This is a genomic window from Mesorhizobium sp. M2E.F.Ca.ET.219.01.1.1 (assembly GCF_004016445.2).
Lineage (GTDB): Bacteria > Pseudomonadota > Alphaproteobacteria > Rhizobiales > Rhizobiaceae > Mesorhizobium.
Map to the genome: position 1 here is coordinate 1 of NZ_SADT02000011.1, position 16,351 is coordinate 16,351.

The following is a 16,351-nucleotide window of genomic DNA, read 5'->3' on the forward strand; positions in this document are numbered from 1 at the left end:
GCCGCAGAGTTGCCGGTCTGGCTGCACAGATACAATTGGCACCGTCCCCACGGGAGCCTAAAGTCCAAAACACCTATCAGTCGCCTCGCTCTAACCGAGGACAACCTGTTGAGGCTCCACAGCTAGCGATCCCACCAGTTGAGTTGCTCCAAGTCGGTGTCTAGCTTTCTACATTCTGTGTCCGACGCTGGACAAGAATGTTGCAATCCCGACCAGCAAGTCAGCGCAGGCGCCACCTGTTGCCCAGCAAACGGCAAGGATTATCGAAAGACGAATTCGGCACGGAGCTTGCACCAACGATTGCATGCAAATGCCGACAGCATCTCATGAACGGTCTCTCGATTCTGGCGCGGTTAAATCGCGGCCGGTTCCAGATCATGTCCCGCCCGAAATGGTGAGGGACTTCAGCCTGTTTACGTCGCCCGGCATGTTGCCGACCGCTAACGGGGATCCGCATGCAGCGGTTGCTTGCGTTCATGCCGGGCCTCCGATCTTTTATTCAACCAGCAACACGCGCGACGGTCGGGGTACCTGGGTCATCACTCGCGCGAGCGACCAGCGCCGGGTGCTGCAGGACACCGAAACGTTTTCCAGCCATCGCAGCATCTTCGCCTCTGTGCTCGGCGAGAGCTGGCCGATGATCCCGCTTGAGCTCGATCCGCCATTCCACGGTGTTTTTCGCTCACTGCTCAATCCGCTGCTTTCGCCAAAGCGGGTAATGGCATTGGAGCCGGCTGTCCGGGAACGAGCGATCAAGCTGATCGACAGGATCGCCGCATCAGGCACGAGCTGCGACATCATGAAGGATTTTGCAGTTCCGTTCGCGGTCAATATCTTCCTTCGCTTTATTGGGCTTTCGGACAACGGACTAGAAACATTTGTCGGCTGGGCTAGAGATCTGCTCCACGGCGATAAGGAGCAACGACCACCCGCAGCCCGGACGATCGTGGCCTTCATCGACGAACTTGCCACCGAGCGCCGCAAGGAGCCGGTCGATGATTTCATGACCTTCATCGTGAAGGCAAAGGTCGAGGGTCGTCTGCTCAGTGACGAAGAAGTCCGTGGCATCGGCGTGCTTGTGTTCGTCGCGGGACTCGACACGGTCTCAGCAGCCATATGCTTCGACTTGGCCCATCTCGCGCGCAACCCCAAAGATCAGGAATTGCTACGAAGCGAACCGGACCGGATTGCCGTCGCTGCGGAAGAATTGCTGCGCGCCTATTCGACCATTCAGATGATCCGAGTGGCAACGAAGGATGTCGACTTCAAAGGCGCGCCGATCCGCAAGGGAGACTATGTTTCCTGTGCCACGATGATTGCCAATCGTGACCCGGCGGAATTCGAATGCCCGAATGAGATCGATCTGGCGCGCGAGGACAACCGGCACGCTGCCTTTGGCTATGGTCCCCATCGTTGTCTTGGCTCACACCTTGCCCGGCGGGAGATTGTCATTGGCCTGGAGGAGTGGCTGGCGCGCATCCCAGCCTTTCGGATCAAGACAGGGACTGAACCTATCACCTTCGGCGGCCATGTGTTCGGGATCGAGAATCTGATCCTGGACTGGTCCTGAAGTTTCAGCCAACGACATTGGAGTTCGCTATGCGTGTCGTCGTACATAAAGCCAGATGCCAGGGTCATGCGCGCTGCTGGGCGCGGGCGCCGAGAGTCTTCAAGCTTGATGACGCCGGCTACATCTTGCCCGGTGATATTGATGTTGCCGATGGGGAGCAACTGCTTGCCTCAAAAGGGGTACGAGCCTGCCCCGAACAAGCTCTGGAAGTTGACGAGCCCCCCGCTAACTCAGTTGTAGAGAGAGACACACGCAAAGTGCAGACTGGCATCGGGAAGGATAAAACAATCATACAATTCGCGACAGACCCTGTCGACCACGCGAAAATTACCGAACTGCGTGACCGAGAGGCGATCCGCAACTGCCTGTATCGGTACTGCCGCGGGATAGACCGCGCCGATGAGGCGGCGCTGCGTAGCGCATACTGGCCCGAAGCGTATGACAGGCACGGTCCCTATTGCGGACCGGCAGAGGACTTCATCCAATTTGCTCTCGGTCTGCCGGGGCACCGTAACATCCATCAAATCACGAACAGCCTGATCGACTTCATCAGTTCAGCAGAGGCCGCGGTCGAGAGCTATTTCACCGCGCTGCAACGCGGACCGGATACAGACCAAGAAATACGTCAGACGCTGCTTTGCGGCCGTTACTGCGATCTGTTTCAGAAGAGGCAGGACGAGTGGCGAATTGCGGAACGGACAGTCGTCTACGATTGGGTTGAGGAGCAAATCCCGCCAGCGATTCTTGAGGCAGATAGGTTCGGCCGGCGACAGCCGATTGGAGCACAACATCCAGACGATCCCATCTACCAGTTGCTCAAGGGTCACATCCCCACCGACCAAGATGGCGTCGAGGGTCCCCAACTGGGAGCTGCATAAGTGGGTAGAAATGGAGGATGAGCGCCCTACGGGAACGACATCTGTGTGGGGCCGCAACTGGCGGTCACTGCAACGATTTGGCTCGGCCCTTCATTCCGCCCAAGGTTGATGGGCTGAGATCACAAGCGGTCATCGTGGAGAAGCTCTCGTGAAACTGGCAGCACGCACCGTAATCATCACAGGCGCTGCGGGCGGGATCGGCCGTGCCCTGGTCGATATCCTTGCCGCGGACGGAGACACTGTAGTTGCGGTGGACCTTCCGGGCAGTGGTGTGGTTGAACTGGCTCGGGATCTCGGGTCGCCGCACGTCGGTCTGGAGTGCGATGTGTCGCGAGAGAAGGACATGCTCTCACTTTTCGGCCAGGTCGAAGCACGGTTCGCGCAAATCGATGTCCTCATCAACAATGCGGCGGTTGGACCCACGATGGATAGGATCATCGACACCGCTGTCGATACCTTCCGACGCGGCGTGACAGTGAACCTTATTGGGCCATTCGTTATGGCCCGGGAAGCGGCGCGGCGCATGAAGCCGGGCGGTGCGATCGTCAATGTGGCTTCGATGGCGGGCGTGGTCGGCAATCCCAGGCGCAACGCCTACGCAGCCTCGAAAGCTGGCGTGATCTCGTTGACAAAGTCCCTTGCATGCGAGTGGGCTATGCGAGGAATCCGCGTCACGGCGGTGGCGCCGGGCTCCGTCCGCACCCCAATGGTCACAGAACTGGCACGCGCTGGCAAAATGGACCTCGCGGCGATACGCCGCCGCGTGCCGATGGGGCGCTTGGCTCGCCCCGACGAGATCGCCAGGGTCGTGCGTTTTCTGAGCAGCACGCAGGCGCGCTACATCACCGGCTCGGTGCTGGCAGTCGACGGAGGCTGGATGTCATTCAACCAGCCGGGGGATGCTCACCCGCCGGTGGATGGTGCGCTCCAAGCCGAGCTCTCCTGTCCGGCCGAATGCACAGATGCGCGAATCGTGCTCGTCACCGGTGGCGCAAAAAGCATTGGCGCGGCCGTCGCTCGCCGCTTTGCCGCGAACGGCGACACCGTCGTGATTGCTGATAAAGATGGCACTGCAGCGGCAGAGCTGGCTACATCGCTCCCCGGCAAGCATCTGGCGAAATCGCTGGACGTGGCCGTCGAGAGCGATGTGGTGTCGATGTTCGAAGAACTGAGGGGACGCTTCGGGTATATCGATGTTCTGGTCAATAGTGCTGATACCGCCGACAGGATTGTGCCTGCGATCGAGCAACTGTCGAAACAGCTCGAACACGTCCTGGATGTCAACCTTACCGGCGCCTTCACCTGCGCGCGCGAAGCGATCAAGGCTATGCGCCCGGGCGGCGTGATCCTCAATCTCGGGTCGATCGACAGCTTTCTGCCGTTCGCGCCGCGCCATGCCTACGGCGCCTCCAAGGCGGGGATGGATATGCTGACCCGTTGCATGGCGGCCGAACTCGGGCCGGTCGGAATTCGGACAGCCACCGTCGCTCCTGGCCACATCCGCACGCCCGCACTTGCTCAGTTGGCCAAAGCCGGCCGCATCGACCTGACAGCAATCGGACGACGCATCCCCATGGGCAGGATGGGACGGCCAGAAGACGTCGCAGATGCATCGTTCTTCCTTGCTTCGTCTGACGCCTCATACATCAACGGCTCGATCCTCTACGTGGACGGCGGCTGGACCTCGTTCGGTGATGCGGGAAACGCCAGCGAACTCTATGACGAATGTTTTGCGGAGGCCGCAGGTTAATTGCCAGGCCTTCGCAGGGCGACCGGCCGAGCATTATGAAGCCTCGGCTCCACGACGCACCTGAGGTGCTTGAGATCCAAGCATGTGCATGCCGAGCACATTCCCGGTCGGCTGACGTGTCTATAACGAGGAGAAATCATGGAATTTGCCACTTTCATTCTGGCCGCCCAGCGTGGCTATCACCAATCCTCAGAAAGCGTCATCCGCAACTCCATCGAACAGGCCGTCGCTTCGGAGCAGGCTGGGTTCAACACCGCGTGGTTTGCTGAGCACCACTTCAACAATTACAGCCTCATACCATCCCCGCTGATGATGGTGGCGCACTGCGCCGGCTTGACAAGCACGATTCGCCTGGGCACTGCCGTCTGCGTGCTGCCGCTTTACCAACCGCAGCGCCTGCTGTCCGAGATCGGCTTCGCCGACATCGTTGCGAACGGCCGTCTCGAGCTCGGCGTAGGCTTGGGATACCAGCAGTTCGAGTTCGAACGGTTCGGCGTGGACATCGATGAGGCGCCGGCCGTCTTTTCGGAATACCTGGACATCATTCTCAAGGGCCTCAACCAAAACGTCTTCGAACACGACGGCCAGTATGAGAAGATCCCCCCAACAGCGATTTCGGTCCGCACAGTCCAGCAGCCGACGCCGCCTATCTGGATCGCTGGCGGAGCCGCACGGATGGCTCGGGCCTACCGCGAGGGGCACAATTTTTTTGTCACAGCCTTCCACGACGGCTTAGAGACTTTGACCACACTGCGTGAATCAGTCGAGAGGGCGGCGGCATCCGAGGAAAAGAACGTCACCGACGTCAAGATATCGCTGCTGCGCTGCTGCTATGCCAGCCACGACGAGTTGGAGATCAACAGCTATCTCGACAATGCCCGCTTCCAGCGCCGGCTTTCTGAAGCCCTGCATCAGCGCCGCCAACAGAGCCACGATGGCTACCTGCTGCAGGAGACACCGACCCAGCAGGATCTGTCCTTCGAGACCATGCGCAAAAATTTGCCGATTGGCAGCGTAAATCGCGTGATTGATCGCCTGCTGGAAGAGATCGATATCTTGAAACCGGACCAGATCGCAGTTCAGACTCAATTGGGCGACTTCGACCAAAAGACGATGCTGCGCCAGATCGAGCTCTGGGGCGACAAGATCATCCCTGCGGTCAACAAGGCGCTTTGTCATGCCGGAAGCTGAAGCCGGCCGTTACGATGATGGCTGCCTATCCAGCGCGCAATGGCGTGGGTCCGAGCTAGGGAGGAGCTTCGATCAGCATGTGCTGCCCTGCGTACATTCACGTTCGCTTGAGGAGGTCCAGGCGGGCGAGGTGTTGGCGACGGAGGGGACAGGCCTTTCGTCTGTCGAATTGCGTGATGTCTTGGCCGCAACTTTCCCGTCTACCTCCAGCAGCGTATTCGCTTTGGAGGAGTTGAGCGAGCCCGAGCCGGAACTGGAAGAGGAGCTGCTACGCCGGCTGCTGCTAGCGCATGCTGCGCCGGCCGACCCGGCGAGCGGCCGCTTGGCCAAGATCATCGCCCGGCGTGCGATGCGCACGGACCATCTTTGGCGGGATCTTGGCCTCTCAAATCGCGCTGAGCTCAGCCGCCTGCTTGCCAGACATTTTCCCGCGCTGGCGGCAGGCAACACAGAAAACATGAAATGGAAAAAGTACTTTTACCGCAAGCTGTGTGAGGCCGAAGGCTTTTCGTCATGCACTGCACCCAGTTGTCGGGAATGCCAGGACTTCGAAAGCTGCTTCGGCCCGGAGGAAGTTGAGAGTCGCCTCTCGCCGACCAGGAATGCCGGTTAGTCACTTCGCTTGATCGCAGCTGCGGACAAACGCTTATCGCGGCGCCGTAGTATGGAGGAAGGGATGTTCATCGCCTCGCGATATTTGGTGACGGTACGGCGAGCGACATTGATGCCGGTCTGCTTGAGCTGAGCAACGATGTCTTCGTCGGAAAGTACCTTGTCGAGCGATTCTTCGGCGATGATTGCCTTGATCCGATGGCGGACAGATTTGGCGGAGTGCGCGTCGCCGCCCTCGCAGGATGCGATTGTCGCTGTGAAAAAATACTTCAGCTCGAACACCCCGCGCGGAGTTAACATGTACCTGTTCGAAGCCACCCGGCTTACCGTCGACTGGTGCATTTTGATCCCGTCAGCGACATTTTTGAGACAGAGAGGCCGCAGATGGGCGACGCCGTGTGTAAAAAAGGCATCCTGCTGGCGCACGATTTCGGTCGCAACCTTAAGGATCGTCTTAGCGCGCTGCTCGAGGCAGCTGATCAGCCAGTTCCCTTTTTCCTGGCAATGGTCGAGAAACGCTTTGCCTTCCGGATTTTGATTGGTCAGCTGCGAGATTTCGGCGACATAGGTGTGGTTGATCAACACTTTGGGCAGCGTGGCCGGATCAAGCTCCACCCGCCATCCACCTTCGGACTTGGGCATTACCCAGACGTCCGGTACGATGGTTTCCGGCGTCCCGGACTGGAACCGGTCTCCAGGCTTGGGATCGAGCGCGCGGATTTCGTTCCTCATGTCGAGGAGATCCTCCTCGTCGACTCCGCAACGCTGCTTCAATCCCTGAAAATCCCCCCGTGCAAGCATCTCGAGATTGGCGACCAAAGCTGCCATAGCCGGGTCGAACCGGTCTTGCTGGCGCAGCTGAATCTCCAGGCATTCGCTGAGAGTTCGCGCAAAAATCCCCGGCGGATCAAATTGCTGCAAGATTCCGATGACCCGTTCCACATCAGCTTGCCGAACGTTTAACCTCCTGGCCAGATCGAAAAGGTTTACCTGAAGATAGCCAGTGTCCTCCAGATGGGCGGCGAGCTGTCCGGCAATCAGCCGCTCCTGGGGGGTGAACGGGGTGAGGGCGACCTGGCGGGCGACATGGTCGTGCAATGTTTCGGTGTGGGCGGTAAACTCCTCGACGGCAGGTCGATCGTTGCCGCTACTGCGTTGCGACTTCCATTGCCCGCGCCCGCCAGACGGCCCGCCAATGGGCGATTCGCCGATTTCGCTTCTGCTTTGACTGCTCCGCTGATCCACCCCTGACAGCGGCGAATCGTCGTCAAACGGGTCAGGCTTCAAAACGGGGTTCCTCTCGAGTGCCTGCTGCACGAGCTGATGGAGTTCAGTATGCGTCAATCGCAGCAAGCGAATAGCTTCAATGGCTTGAGGCGATAAGACCATACGTTGCTTCTGGCGTTGAAGCAGGCTTGCTGAGAGATGCATGTTGAACCGTAATCTGCCGAGGATGCTCTAGTGTGTGCTTGGGTTGTGTGAGACTTGCCACTTCTGGGTCATGCCGCCGCCTTCAGTTTGTCGAGAACGTTTTGCGGGGATGAAACGCCATAGGGGTCCGTCTCGCAGTTGTCACAGAAGCCTTCCTCCTCGAACCACTGCTCCACCACGCCATCGTCGATCAGAGCGGCGTATCGCCAGGAGCGCATGCCAAAGCCCAGATTGTCCTTCGCGACCAGCATGCCCATTTTGCGCGTGAACTCGCCCGACCCGTCTGGGATCAGCTCGATCTTCTGCAGCCCCAAGGACTTTCCCCACGCATTCATGACGAAAGCATCGTTGACCGAGACGCAGTAGATCGCGTCAATTCGCAGTTCCAGAAATTGATCATAGAGTTTTTCGAAATCGGGCAGTTGGAAGGTCGAGCAGGTCGGGGTGAAGGCGCCAGGCAGCGAGAACAGGATGACGCGCTTGCCCCCGAAATAATCGTCGGAGGTCTTGTTCTCCCACCGATAAGGATTTGGCCCCCCGATCGACTCATCGCGAACACGCGTGCGAAAGGTCACGAGAGGAACGTTCTTTCTGTCGGTCATTGATTTGCTCCCAGGCCAAAGTGGTACGGTGCATTTTTCGGTTAAACTGAAGCGGCATCGACTTCGGTCGACAGTTCCGGCAGCCTCGCGCCTTGGCGTGGTTGCCTCGGACCGGTCTTGTGCAAGACCGCCCCCGAGCAGGCACGTTTAAAGGCGACGAGCTTCCGCGGAGACGGGGAATTTCGCTCGCGTGCTTTATCGAGCTTTGAGAGGTAGGCATGGTCTGCAACCGTGATTTTGACTGCGTTCTATCGACCGAGTCGCAAGCGCCATGCCAATTGACCCGATGCCTTGGGTTCACTTCGGTTTTTGCAGCAACTTTCGTGTTGTGCAGTAATGCCGGTCGATATTATTGCTCAAGCAGCACTGGAAATTGGGTGCGACTCCGTTCGGCAAACCCGGCCTTTGTCCGAAGCCGGACACGAATGTCGGAAATAGCCAAACGCCAGGATCTGGGGCGGGTTAAGAAACGTTGCCGTGGGCACCGGCTTCAGCACAATTGCGCCACGCGAGCATGGCTCCCAGCGTCAATGCCGTGCAGCAGCGAGACGAAGTCACTGCAGAATATCAACCTCTGCGAAGTCGTTGAAACCCAGCATGTGCGAGCCGTTCGAGGCGCAGATCAAGGCATGCTCGAGGAAGAGCTCGTGCTCTCGGCAGCAAGTGTTGCGACGTCTGACAAGGATCGTCGCGCTTCAAGGAAAAGAACCTGAATGGTGCACGGCTTGTGAAGGCCGGCGCATGGAAATGGCTGGGCTGATCATCCTCCATGAGGGTTGAATGAAGAGCTGGCCCCTATCTCCCTCAGCTGCAACGGGGGGAGGTAGGGCATGTCCGTCTATCGCGCTGGGTAACATTCCTCGGTGAGGCAATAAGGGGGAGCAATTTCTCATTTCGGCAGACACGACCCAGCTCTCCTTTCATGCGCTGATTCCCCCAAGGGAAATCGCGACTCCAGGCTTCCTATGCAGCGAATCGCGGTGCTGTCCGATGTCCGACAATGTCGGATGCGGATCGTAGCTGGGCTAGATCCGTCACTTTGCCTCGATGGTTTCCCACTGGCCTTATATCTGCTTCGCCCCAAATGCGGCGACATAACCTGTGCGGCATCTGTGAATGGATCGACTTCAATCGAGACCTCGGAGGTCCCGATGCGCGAAGGGAGCTTGCCGATATGACGGCCACCATAGCGAACCACGGTCCGGACGACGAGGGGACTTGGATCGGCGGGCCTGCGGCGCTGGGACACCACCGCCTGGCAATCATCGATATCCAGGGCGGCCGTCAGCCGAGGATGCTCCAGGAGGATGGCCGACCTGACTTGGTGCTCGTCTACACGGGTGAGACTTACAACTACCGCGAGCTGCGTCAACAGCTGGCCGGCCTAGTCCATCGCATGAACACGAGCAGTGACACCGAGGTGGTGCTGCACCGCCCCCGCGAGTGGGGCTCTTCGGCGGGTACACTTTTTTCACGAAATCCGTGAATGTTTCTCGCGACATCATCCCGCAATCGGTGGTGCAGCGGGTGAAGAGCCCGTATCCGGCTATCCAGAATGCCGCCTACGACAAAATACTACGTACGCGGTTCACTGCGATGCTGGACGACCTAGTGCCGGCAGTGGCACCGCTGTTGTCCGTCGACAGGTCCCGCGCTTGCTCGGTGCGACCAACAACCTTAAGCGCTAGGGCGTAACCTGACCCTGCAAGATCTCCTCACCGACTATAAGGTGCGCCTCACGATCTGAGACGATGGGACAGGATGGCTAAGGAGGTGCGCCGTCTTGCATGCCCCGCCACCGAGGCGAACCCTCTTGGCTACGCGCGCCACAGCGACGCTCCATATCGTCAGGCCTGCGTCTCATGCTCAGATGAGCCGGTATTTGGCTCTCTCATCAGCAAACCGAGAGAGCCCATGCCAAGACGGAAGCAAGCAAGACGAACGAGCGTCAGAGATATCCTGCGCCTGACCCATAAACAGGGCAGTCCGGTGGGCCAGGTGGCAGAGCAACTGAGGTTCGGCAAGACTTCGGCTTCCACCTATCTGCGGGCGCTGGAGACGGGCTGTCGTGCAGGCCCTGCATGCGGCTTTGAGGACGATGCGATGTTGAAACACCGTCTGTTGCGCCGAATCGGCCGTCGGCCACACGTTGGGTCGTCATCAGGTTCTCGACAGCTTGCCGGTGTCAAATCCAAACCGTGGTCGGCGATCCCCACCAGGGTGGGAAGGCAGCGCTGATATAGCCGAACGTCGATCAAGTCACGATCAACTATTGCCTCATGTCACATGCCCTGCGGGACTGAAAAACGGAGAAGAACATGTGCGATGCAAAACTGAAGACCGTGCTTTCGCTTTTTTCGCCGGTGGCCAGCAAATTAGATGCTCTCTCGTCCAACGGACCAGCGACGGATGCAAATTGCGTTAAGCTAAATACGAACGAGAACCCGTTTCCGTTGCCGAAGAGCGTAATGCAAAGTGCAATTGCTGCGATCGAACACCAGTATCTTTATCCGGAAGACGACAATCTCAGCTTAAGGGCAGCTGCCTCCGATGCTTACGGATTTTCCAAAGATCAGGTGATTGCCGGCAACGGTTCGTCGGAGCTGCTCGGACTCATCTACAGAGCTTTCCTCGCCCCAGGAGATAGAGTGGCGATGCTGTCGCCCGGATTTTCGTTCAACCGTAAACTTGCCATGTTGCAGGGTGCCGAGTTTCTCGAAATCGCATCGAGCGAAGCTCATCCCCTGCCGATAGAAAAACTGCTGTCCGGCCCCGCAAAAGACGCGAAGTTCATTCTGTTGGCTAATCCGAACAATCCGACCGGAACATTCGTGCCGGTGGCCGAAATCGAACGCCTTGTGGAGCAAGCAGATCGCTTGGTCGTCTTGGATGAGGCCTACGTTGACTTCGCACCCGACAATGCCCTGCGCCTCGTCAATAGACATCCGAATCTTTTGATCTTGAGGACTTTTTCAAAGAGCTATGCTGCTGCTGGCGTGCGAGTCGGCTTCGGTTTCGGTCACCCAGAAATCATTGGCAGGCTGCGCAACATCCAGAATGTCTTCAACATGAACGTGATCGGGCAGGCGGTCGGGAAAAGCATTCTTGCGCATCGCCACGCCTACGAAGAGAACCACAGGCACATCAAGCATGAACGACAGCGAGTGACCCTGGCGCTGTTGCAACTTGGCTTTTCCGTAACACCCTCCCACGCAAACTTTTTGCTGGCCCGTGTGCCGGCGGGACAGGAGGGCTCATGCTGGCAAGCCGCGTTGAAAGAGCAGGCGATCCTCATCGCCAGCTTTCCTGACGTAGATTTGAAGAACTGTATTCGCGTCAGCATTGGCACCACAGAGCAGATGGACAAATTCCTTGCTGCCGCCAAACGCGTCTGTATGAGCTTTAAGAAGAATCGCGGTGTGCACAAGCATTAAGTCAATTCACATTAAGCGCCAAGTAATAGGTGCTGATATGTCGCCAGCTATGATGATTAGCGAATAAATAATAGGTAATTTGGAGAACAATTAATTGAAGAAAATTTCCGCTTCGGGCCTGACCTTCGGCATCTTCGATCATCTGGACGAAAACGGCGATGACATCGCACAACAATATGCAGATCGGCTGAGCCTAGCAGAAGCGTGCGATGGCTATGGCTTTTATGCGTATCATCTCGCCGAGCACCACTGTACGCCGCATGGCAGAGGTCCATCACCGAATTTGTTCTTAGCGAGCGTCGCCCAGCGAACCCGCAGTCTTCGTGTTGGTCCCATGGTAATGCTACTTGCGCTCTATCATCCGCTGCGTGCCTTCGAGGAGATCTGCATGCTTGATCAGTTGAGCGGCGGCAGGCTTGAACTCGGCATAGGGCGCGGCTCTGCTCCCACTGAATTGGGATACTTCGGGGTTGCTGTAGAAGCAGCACCAGAACAGTATGCGGAGGCCAGTGAGATTCTCATCAATGCGATGAAAGGCGGGACGCTTTCTTATCAGGGCCGCCACTTTGAGTTGAAAGATGTTCCGCTGACGTTGAGACCTCACCAATATCCCCATCCGCCGACATGGATCGCCACCAATCGACCCGAGCCGGCTAGCTGGGCCGCTGCGAATGGGGCAAACATCGCCTGCGTCGGACCTTCCACTTCTGTTCGCAGCGTTACCGACGCGTTCCGCGCCGCCCGAATTCACGATGCTGACATTGGCCAGCAAGCGCCATTTCTTGGATTGCTCCGAATGGTGGTGATAGGGCGTTCTGAAACAGATGCGTATTTGCTCGCAGCACCTGCCTATGAACGATGGCTCAATAGCTTCAAATTTCTATACGAACTAAATGCCATTTCCACTCCACCAAACTTGCCTTTGAACTTCGATGCAGCAATTGAAAGTGAATTGTGCGTCGTGGGAACGGCAGATTCTGTCCGAAAAGCTCTCCTTGATCAGCTGGAAGAGGCAGGTGCTAATTATCTTCTGTGTCAACTGGCATTTGGGGATTTGCCGCTGGATGCCTCACTATACACCGCATCGGCCATTCGATCCGAAATCATGGCTCGAGTTGCCGCATCGTGAATCCGTCGTGTGATTGGAGGAGCAGCGGCAGCGCTGCTCCTCATTGCGAAACGGTTGTGGGGGCCGGACTCCTGTCAGGTGTAAACCATTGGAGCACGTCCTATCTGATCCAGGTCATATCCTGCGGCTTTGAAGTAGTTGGCACATTCGGCTGGGGTGAAGAGGTCGACGACCGCGCCGAGGCCTTGCCCCTCTGATCTAATCCGGTTTGAAGTTCGTTCTGGCCCATCCAGAGGATCAGGACATGAAACGCAGCCGCTTCTCTGAAGAGCAGATCATCGGAATTTTGAAGAAACACGAGGCCGGGGTATCGGTTGGCGATCTGTGCCGCAAGCACGGGGTCAGCGACGCCTCGATCTACAATTGGAAGGCCCGCTTCGGCGGGATGGATGTCACCGAGGCTCGGCGACCTGAAGGGCTGGAGGACGAGAACACGCGCCTGAAGCGGCTTCTGGCCGACGCCATGCTCGACAATGCCGCGTTGAAGGACCTTGTGGGAAAGAAATGGTGACGCCCGCCGCCAAGCGGAAAGCTGTCGCTCGCCTGAAGGAAGGCTTCGGGATGAGCAAACGGCGGGCGTGTAAAGCCATCGGCTGTTGCCGCATGACGGTTCGCTACCAGACCAGCAGGCCGGACGACCGGGAGGTTCGCGAGCGGATGAAGGCGATCGCGCAGGAGCGTCGCCGGTTCGGCTACCGGCGTCTTCTCGTGATGCTGAGGCGGGAGGGCCTGGTCGTGAACCACAAGAAGCTGTTCCGGCTCTATCGGGAGGAGAAGCTCGCCTCTCTCTCGGGCATGCGGGTTGCCCGCGAATTGGACCGGCTCATCACTAGCGCGGCCGGCCCAGGATGATCGTCAGCGACAATGGCAGCGAGTTCACCTCGAACGCCATCCTCTCCTGGGCGGATCAGAACCGCGTCGAATGGCATTACATTGCGCCCGGCAAGCCGATGCAGAATGGCTTCATCGAGAGCTTCAACGGCCGACTGCGCGATGAACTGCTCAACGAGACGCTGTTCACCTCGCTGGCTCAGGCGCGCGTAGCCATCGCCCTGTGGCACGCCGACTACAACACCGCGCGGCCGCACTCCCAAATCGCCTGGCAGACCCCGGCCAAGTTCGCCAGCACCTTCAATCCGCGACGGTCGCTCGCGCTGCGCTATGCCAAAGGCTCCGCGCCAGCGCCCGTCGCTTCACCCGCCCAGCAGGGCACAACCCACGCCGGAAACGAACTCAAAACTGCTGGGGCAACGTCAGTCCCATAGAGCCTTGATGGTCGGCCTTTGCTCGCAGCAGCGCCTTAGGTTGGGCGAAGGCGTTCTCAATCGGATTGAAGTCGGGACTGTAGGGCGGCAGGTAGAGCAGGCTCGCCTGCGGCCTCAATCGCGCCGCGCAGGGTTCTCCAGGCGGATGTCGCCAATGTCAAATTTGCTGGCATCCATGTCGCCCTCGCTTTCTGGTTCGAGATCGGAAAATCGCCGAATAATCAGCACATCAACCTGCGCCTGAAGGAGCTCACTGCCACTTTCGGCTGGCGGGGTGTGCCGCCCCACAATTAGAATGTCAATTGTCGTGCCAACCGCACAAGCGAAGGCCAGAAAGCCAACATGTGTTCTGCGGCTTAATTAAGAGTCAGCCGATGTCGGCCGAACATCACCTTGTCTCGAAGTCGACGATCCGACAGCAGATTGCGAAAGTTGGCGCGATGCGAAACAAACTGCTGAAGCGCTCAACTTTTATTGATCACGCGTGTTGGACGCGACGCACTCCCGTTCCAATCGGGCTGAGCGCAAATTCTCCCGGTTCACAAAACTGAGTCGCTGGAGTAGTGGGGGCGCAGAGAAATCTCCGGTCGCAGCCTTACCCGGTCAAAACAAGGATACCAATGATGAAGACTCTCGCCGTCTGCTCTGGCGGATTGGACTCCGTTTCCCTTGCTCACATGGTGGCAGCGGAGCACGAACTCACCGGCCTTCTATCTTTCGACTATGGCCAACGGCACAGGAAGGAATTGGGCTTCGCCGCTCTTTGCGCGCAGCGACTGAAGGTCCCGCACCAGATCATCGACATCGGCGAAATTGGCCGTGGCCTTTCCGGCTCAGCGCTGACTAGCAGTATCGACGTGCCGGACGGCCACTACGCCGAAGACACGATGAAGATTACGGTGGTGCCGAACCGCAATGCCATCATGTTGGCAATCGCCTTCGGTCTCGCCGCCGCCCACAGCGCCGAAGCGGTGGCGGCGGCCGTGCATGGTGGGGACCATTTCATCTATCCCGATTGCCGTCCGGCCTTCATTGAAGCTTTCCAGACAATGCAAGACCGCGCGCTCGACGGCTATGCGCAGATACGCCTCTATGCACCGTATGTGAATCTCGGAAAAGCTGACATTGTTGCGGATGGCGCAAGATACGGCACCCCGTTTGCTGAGACCTGGTCCTGTTACAAGGGCGGCGTGCGTCACTGCGGACGATGCGGGACCTGCGTCGAGCGGCGCGAAGCGTTCCATCTCGCCGGGCACGCTGATCCCACCGACTACGAGGACGCCGATTTCTGGCTTGAGGCGCTGCGCAGGAGGCGCGCGTAATGTTCCACATCACCAAGGAATTCCACTTCTCGGCCTCGCATCAGCTCACCTCCTTGCCTCCCAACCATCAATGCGCGCGCCTGCACGGGCATAACTATGTCGTCGTAGTGGAGCTGTCGGCCAAGGAACTGGACGCCCACGGCTTCGTGCGCGACTATCACGATCTGGCGCCGCTCAAACGCTACATTGACGAGAGCTTCGACCATCGGCACCTCAACGACGTGCTGGGACATGAGAAGGTCACGGCGGAATGCCTGGCCAGACATTTCTATGAATGGTGCAAGGCACGTCTGCCGCAGACCGCGGCCGTGCGCGTTAGCGAAACACCGAAAACTTGGGCGGAATACCGTCCGTGACCGACATGCATCCCGCAATCCGTGTGAGCGAGATATTCGGGCCGACTATCCAGGGCGAGTGCGTGCTCATCGGCTTGCCGACGGTGTTCATCAGAACCGGCGGATGTGATTATCGCTGTTCATGGTGCGACAGCCTTCACGCGGTGGACAATCAGTATCGCCATGAATGGCTACCGATGCCGATCGATGCCGTGTGGCAAACCGTCCATGCGCTTTCCGGCGGCAGGCCGGTTATGGTCTCCTTGTCAGGCGGCAACCCGGCCATTCAGCCGTTCGGTCCCCTCATAGAACGCGGCCATCGCGAGGGCTATCGTTTTGCACTGGAAACGCAGGGTTCCGTGGTGAGGGAGTGGTTTGCGGATCTTGACGTGCTGACCCTTAGCCCAAAGCCGCCGTCCAGCGAGATGACCACCCGTTGGGCTGCGTTTGATGCATGCCTCGAAGCGGCGCAAGAGAAGCCGCAAATCGTGCTCAAGCTCGTCGTTTTCGACGAGAGTGACTATGCCTACGCCAAAGAAGTCGCGGCGAGATATCCGCACCTTCCGATCTATCTGCAACCCGGCAATCACACGCCGCCGCGCCCTGGCAGTGAAGACGCCTCTGTCGACTTGGACGGAATAATGATGCGAATGGAATGGCTTGTCGAAAGGGTGACTAGCGACAGGTGGTTCGAAGCCCGCGTGTTGCCGCAGCTGCACGTTCTGCTTTGGGGTAACAAGAGGGCGGTCTAGTCTGCGGCTTGCGTCGCACCGGAAGGCCGGGCTCCAACGGCTTGGCAGGCTCTCTTCGCGTGCCGAGTACAGCCGAGCTT

General features: G+C 58.4%; 13 protein-coding genes and 4 pseudogenes. 14 read left to right on the forward strand and 3 right to left on the reverse strand.

The window, feature by feature from the left end; all coding sequences use genetic code 11:
* The 7 genes and pseudogenes from EN862_RS33480 to EN862_RS33505 all read left to right on the forward strand — a co-directional run.
* Nucleotides 1-126, forward strand: a pseudogene (locus EN862_RS33480) (IS481 family transposase); the annotation flags it as partial.
* 265 nt (nt 127-391) lie between these two features.
* Entirely contained in the window at nt 392-1,570 is a 1,179-nt protein-coding gene (locus EN862_RS33485) for a cytochrome P450 (protein WP_164759124.1), read from the forward strand.
* A gap of 29 nt (nt 1,571-1,599) precedes the next feature.
* Nucleotides 1,600-1,722, forward strand: a pseudogene (locus tag EN862_RS37095) (ferredoxin); the annotation flags it as partial.
* A 138-nt stretch (nt 1,723-1,860) separates the two neighbouring features.
* Complete coding sequence (locus tag EN862_RS33490; RefSeq protein WP_126083656.1) at nt 1,861-2,448, forward strand: nuclear transport factor 2 family protein; 588 nt, start codon at nt 1,861-1,863, stop codon at nt 2,446-2,448.
* 148 nt (nt 2,449-2,596) lie between these two features.
* The gene (locus EN862_RS33495; RefSeq protein ID WP_063169384.1) at nt 2,597-4,198 is read left to right on the forward strand and encodes an SDR family oxidoreductase; all 1,602 of its coding nucleotides are present in this window, start codon (nt 2,597-2,599) and stop codon (nt 4,196-4,198) included.
* 138 nt (nt 4,199-4,336) lie between these two features.
* Entirely contained in the window at nt 4,337-5,389 is a 1,053-nt protein-coding gene (locus EN862_RS33500) for an LLM class flavin-dependent oxidoreductase (protein ID WP_024505249.1), read from the forward strand.
* Nucleotides 5,376-6,002, forward strand: coding sequence for a nitrogen fixation protein NifQ (locus EN862_RS33505; protein ID WP_029356557.1), 627 nt, complete (start codon nt 5,376-5,378; stop codon nt 6,000-6,002). Before EN862_RS33500 ends, EN862_RS33505 begins: the two co-directional genes overlap by 14 nt.
* Here the strand turns inward: EN862_RS33505 and rpoN are convergent.
* A complete protein-coding gene (gene rpoN / locus EN862_RS33510; RefSeq protein ID WP_126063822.1) occupies nt 5,999-7,432 on the reverse strand; it encodes an RNA polymerase factor sigma-54 in 1,434 nt (477 codons plus the stop codon). The genes EN862_RS33505 and rpoN overlap by 4 nt on opposite strands.
* 68 nt (nt 7,433-7,500) lie before the next feature.
* Nucleotides 7,501-8,034, reverse strand: a complete 534-nt coding sequence (locus EN862_RS33515; RefSeq protein WP_029356553.1) for a peroxiredoxin — start codon at nt 8,032-8,034, stop codon at nt 7,501-7,503.
* A 1,174-nt stretch (nt 8,035-9,208) separates the two neighbouring features.
* Here EN862_RS33515 and EN862_RS33520 point away from each other — a divergent pair.
* The 4 genes and pseudogenes from EN862_RS33520 (at nt 9,209) to EN862_RS33535 (ending at nt 13,862) form a co-directional block, all read left to right on the forward strand.
* Nucleotides 9,209-9,520, forward strand: coding sequence for a hypothetical protein (locus EN862_RS33520; RefSeq protein ID WP_206437555.1), 312 nt, complete (start codon nt 9,209-9,211; stop codon nt 9,518-9,520).
* 832 nt (nt 9,521-10,352) lie between these two features.
* Nucleotides 10,353-11,468, forward strand: a complete 1,116-nt coding sequence (gene hisC / locus EN862_RS33525) for a histidinol-phosphate transaminase (protein ID WP_126063823.1) — start codon at nt 10,353-10,355, stop codon at nt 11,466-11,468.
* Nucleotides 11,469-11,562: 94 nt separating this feature from the next.
* On the forward strand, nt 11,563-12,597 hold the full coding sequence (locus EN862_RS33530) for an LLM class flavin-dependent oxidoreductase (protein ID WP_095484287.1): 1,035 nt from the start codon (nt 11,563-11,565) through the stop codon (nt 12,595-12,597).
* 244 nt (nt 12,598-12,841) lie between these two features.
* A pseudogene (locus tag EN862_RS33535) lies at nt 12,842-13,862 on the forward strand (IS3 family transposase).
* Between the two features lie 13 nt (nt 13,863-13,875).
* On the opposite strand, the pseudogene EN862_RS33540 reads toward EN862_RS33535, so the two are convergent.
* Nucleotides 13,876-13,993, reverse strand: a pseudogene (locus EN862_RS33540) (transposase); the annotation flags it as partial.
* 492 nt (nt 13,994-14,485) lie between these two features.
* Between EN862_RS33540 and queC the strand changes: the two are divergent.
* Genes queC through queE form a run of 3 tightly spaced genes read left to right on the forward strand, consistent with a single transcriptional unit; the run spans nt 14,486 to nt 16,271 of the window.
* Nucleotides 14,486-15,184, forward strand: coding sequence for a 7-cyano-7-deazaguanine synthase QueC (gene queC / locus EN862_RS33545; protein WP_063170389.1), 699 nt, complete (start codon nt 14,486-14,488; stop codon nt 15,182-15,184).
* On the forward strand, nt 15,184-15,540 hold the full coding sequence (queD, locus tag EN862_RS33550) for a 6-carboxytetrahydropterin synthase QueD (protein ID WP_126063824.1): 357 nt from the start codon (nt 15,184-15,186) through the stop codon (nt 15,538-15,540). Before queC ends, queD begins: the two co-directional genes overlap by 1 nt.
* Before the next feature lie 5 nt (nt 15,541-15,545).
* Nucleotides 15,546-16,271 carry a 7-carboxy-7-deazaguanine synthase QueE gene (gene queE / locus EN862_RS33555; RefSeq protein WP_167498746.1) on the forward strand — a complete coding sequence of 242 codons (726 nt, stop codon included), beginning with the start codon at nt 15,546-15,548 and terminating at the stop codon, nt 16,269-16,271.
* Nucleotides 16,272-16,351: the final 80 nt, after the last annotated feature.

Coding starts and splice junctions, on each gene's coding strand:
- EN862_RS33485 (WP_164759124.1), top strand. CDS start 392: ATGGTGAGGGACTTCAGCCTGTTTACGTCGCCCGGCATGTTGCCGACC.
- EN862_RS33500 (WP_024505249.1), top strand. CDS start 4,337: ATGGAATTTGCCACTTTCATTCTGGCCGCCCAGCGTGGCTATCACCAA.
- EN862_RS33505 (WP_029356557.1), top strand. CDS start 5,376: ATGCCGGAAGCTGAAGCCGGCCGTTACGATGATGGCTGCCTATCCAGC.
- rpoN (WP_126063822.1), bottom strand. CDS start 7,432: ATGCATCTCTCAGCAAGCCTGCTTCAACGCCAGAAGCAACGTATGGTC.
- EN862_RS33515 (WP_029356553.1), bottom strand. CDS start 8,034: ATGACCGACAGAAAGAACGTTCCTCTCGTGACCTTTCGCACGCGTGTT.
- EN862_RS33520 (WP_206437555.1), top strand. CDS start 9,209: ATGACGGCCACCATAGCGAACCACGGTCCGGACGACGAGGGGACTTGG.
- hisC (WP_126063823.1), top strand. CDS start 10,353: ATGTGCGATGCAAAACTGAAGACCGTGCTTTCGCTTTTTTCGCCGGTG.
- queC (WP_063170389.1), top strand. CDS start 14,486: ATGAAGACTCTCGCCGTCTGCTCTGGCGGATTGGACTCCGTTTCCCTT.
- queD (WP_126063824.1), top strand. CDS start 15,184: ATGTTCCACATCACCAAGGAATTCCACTTCTCGGCCTCGCATCAGCTC.
- queE (WP_167498746.1), top strand. CDS start 15,546: ATGCATCCCGCAATCCGTGTGAGCGAGATATTCGGGCCGACTATCCAG.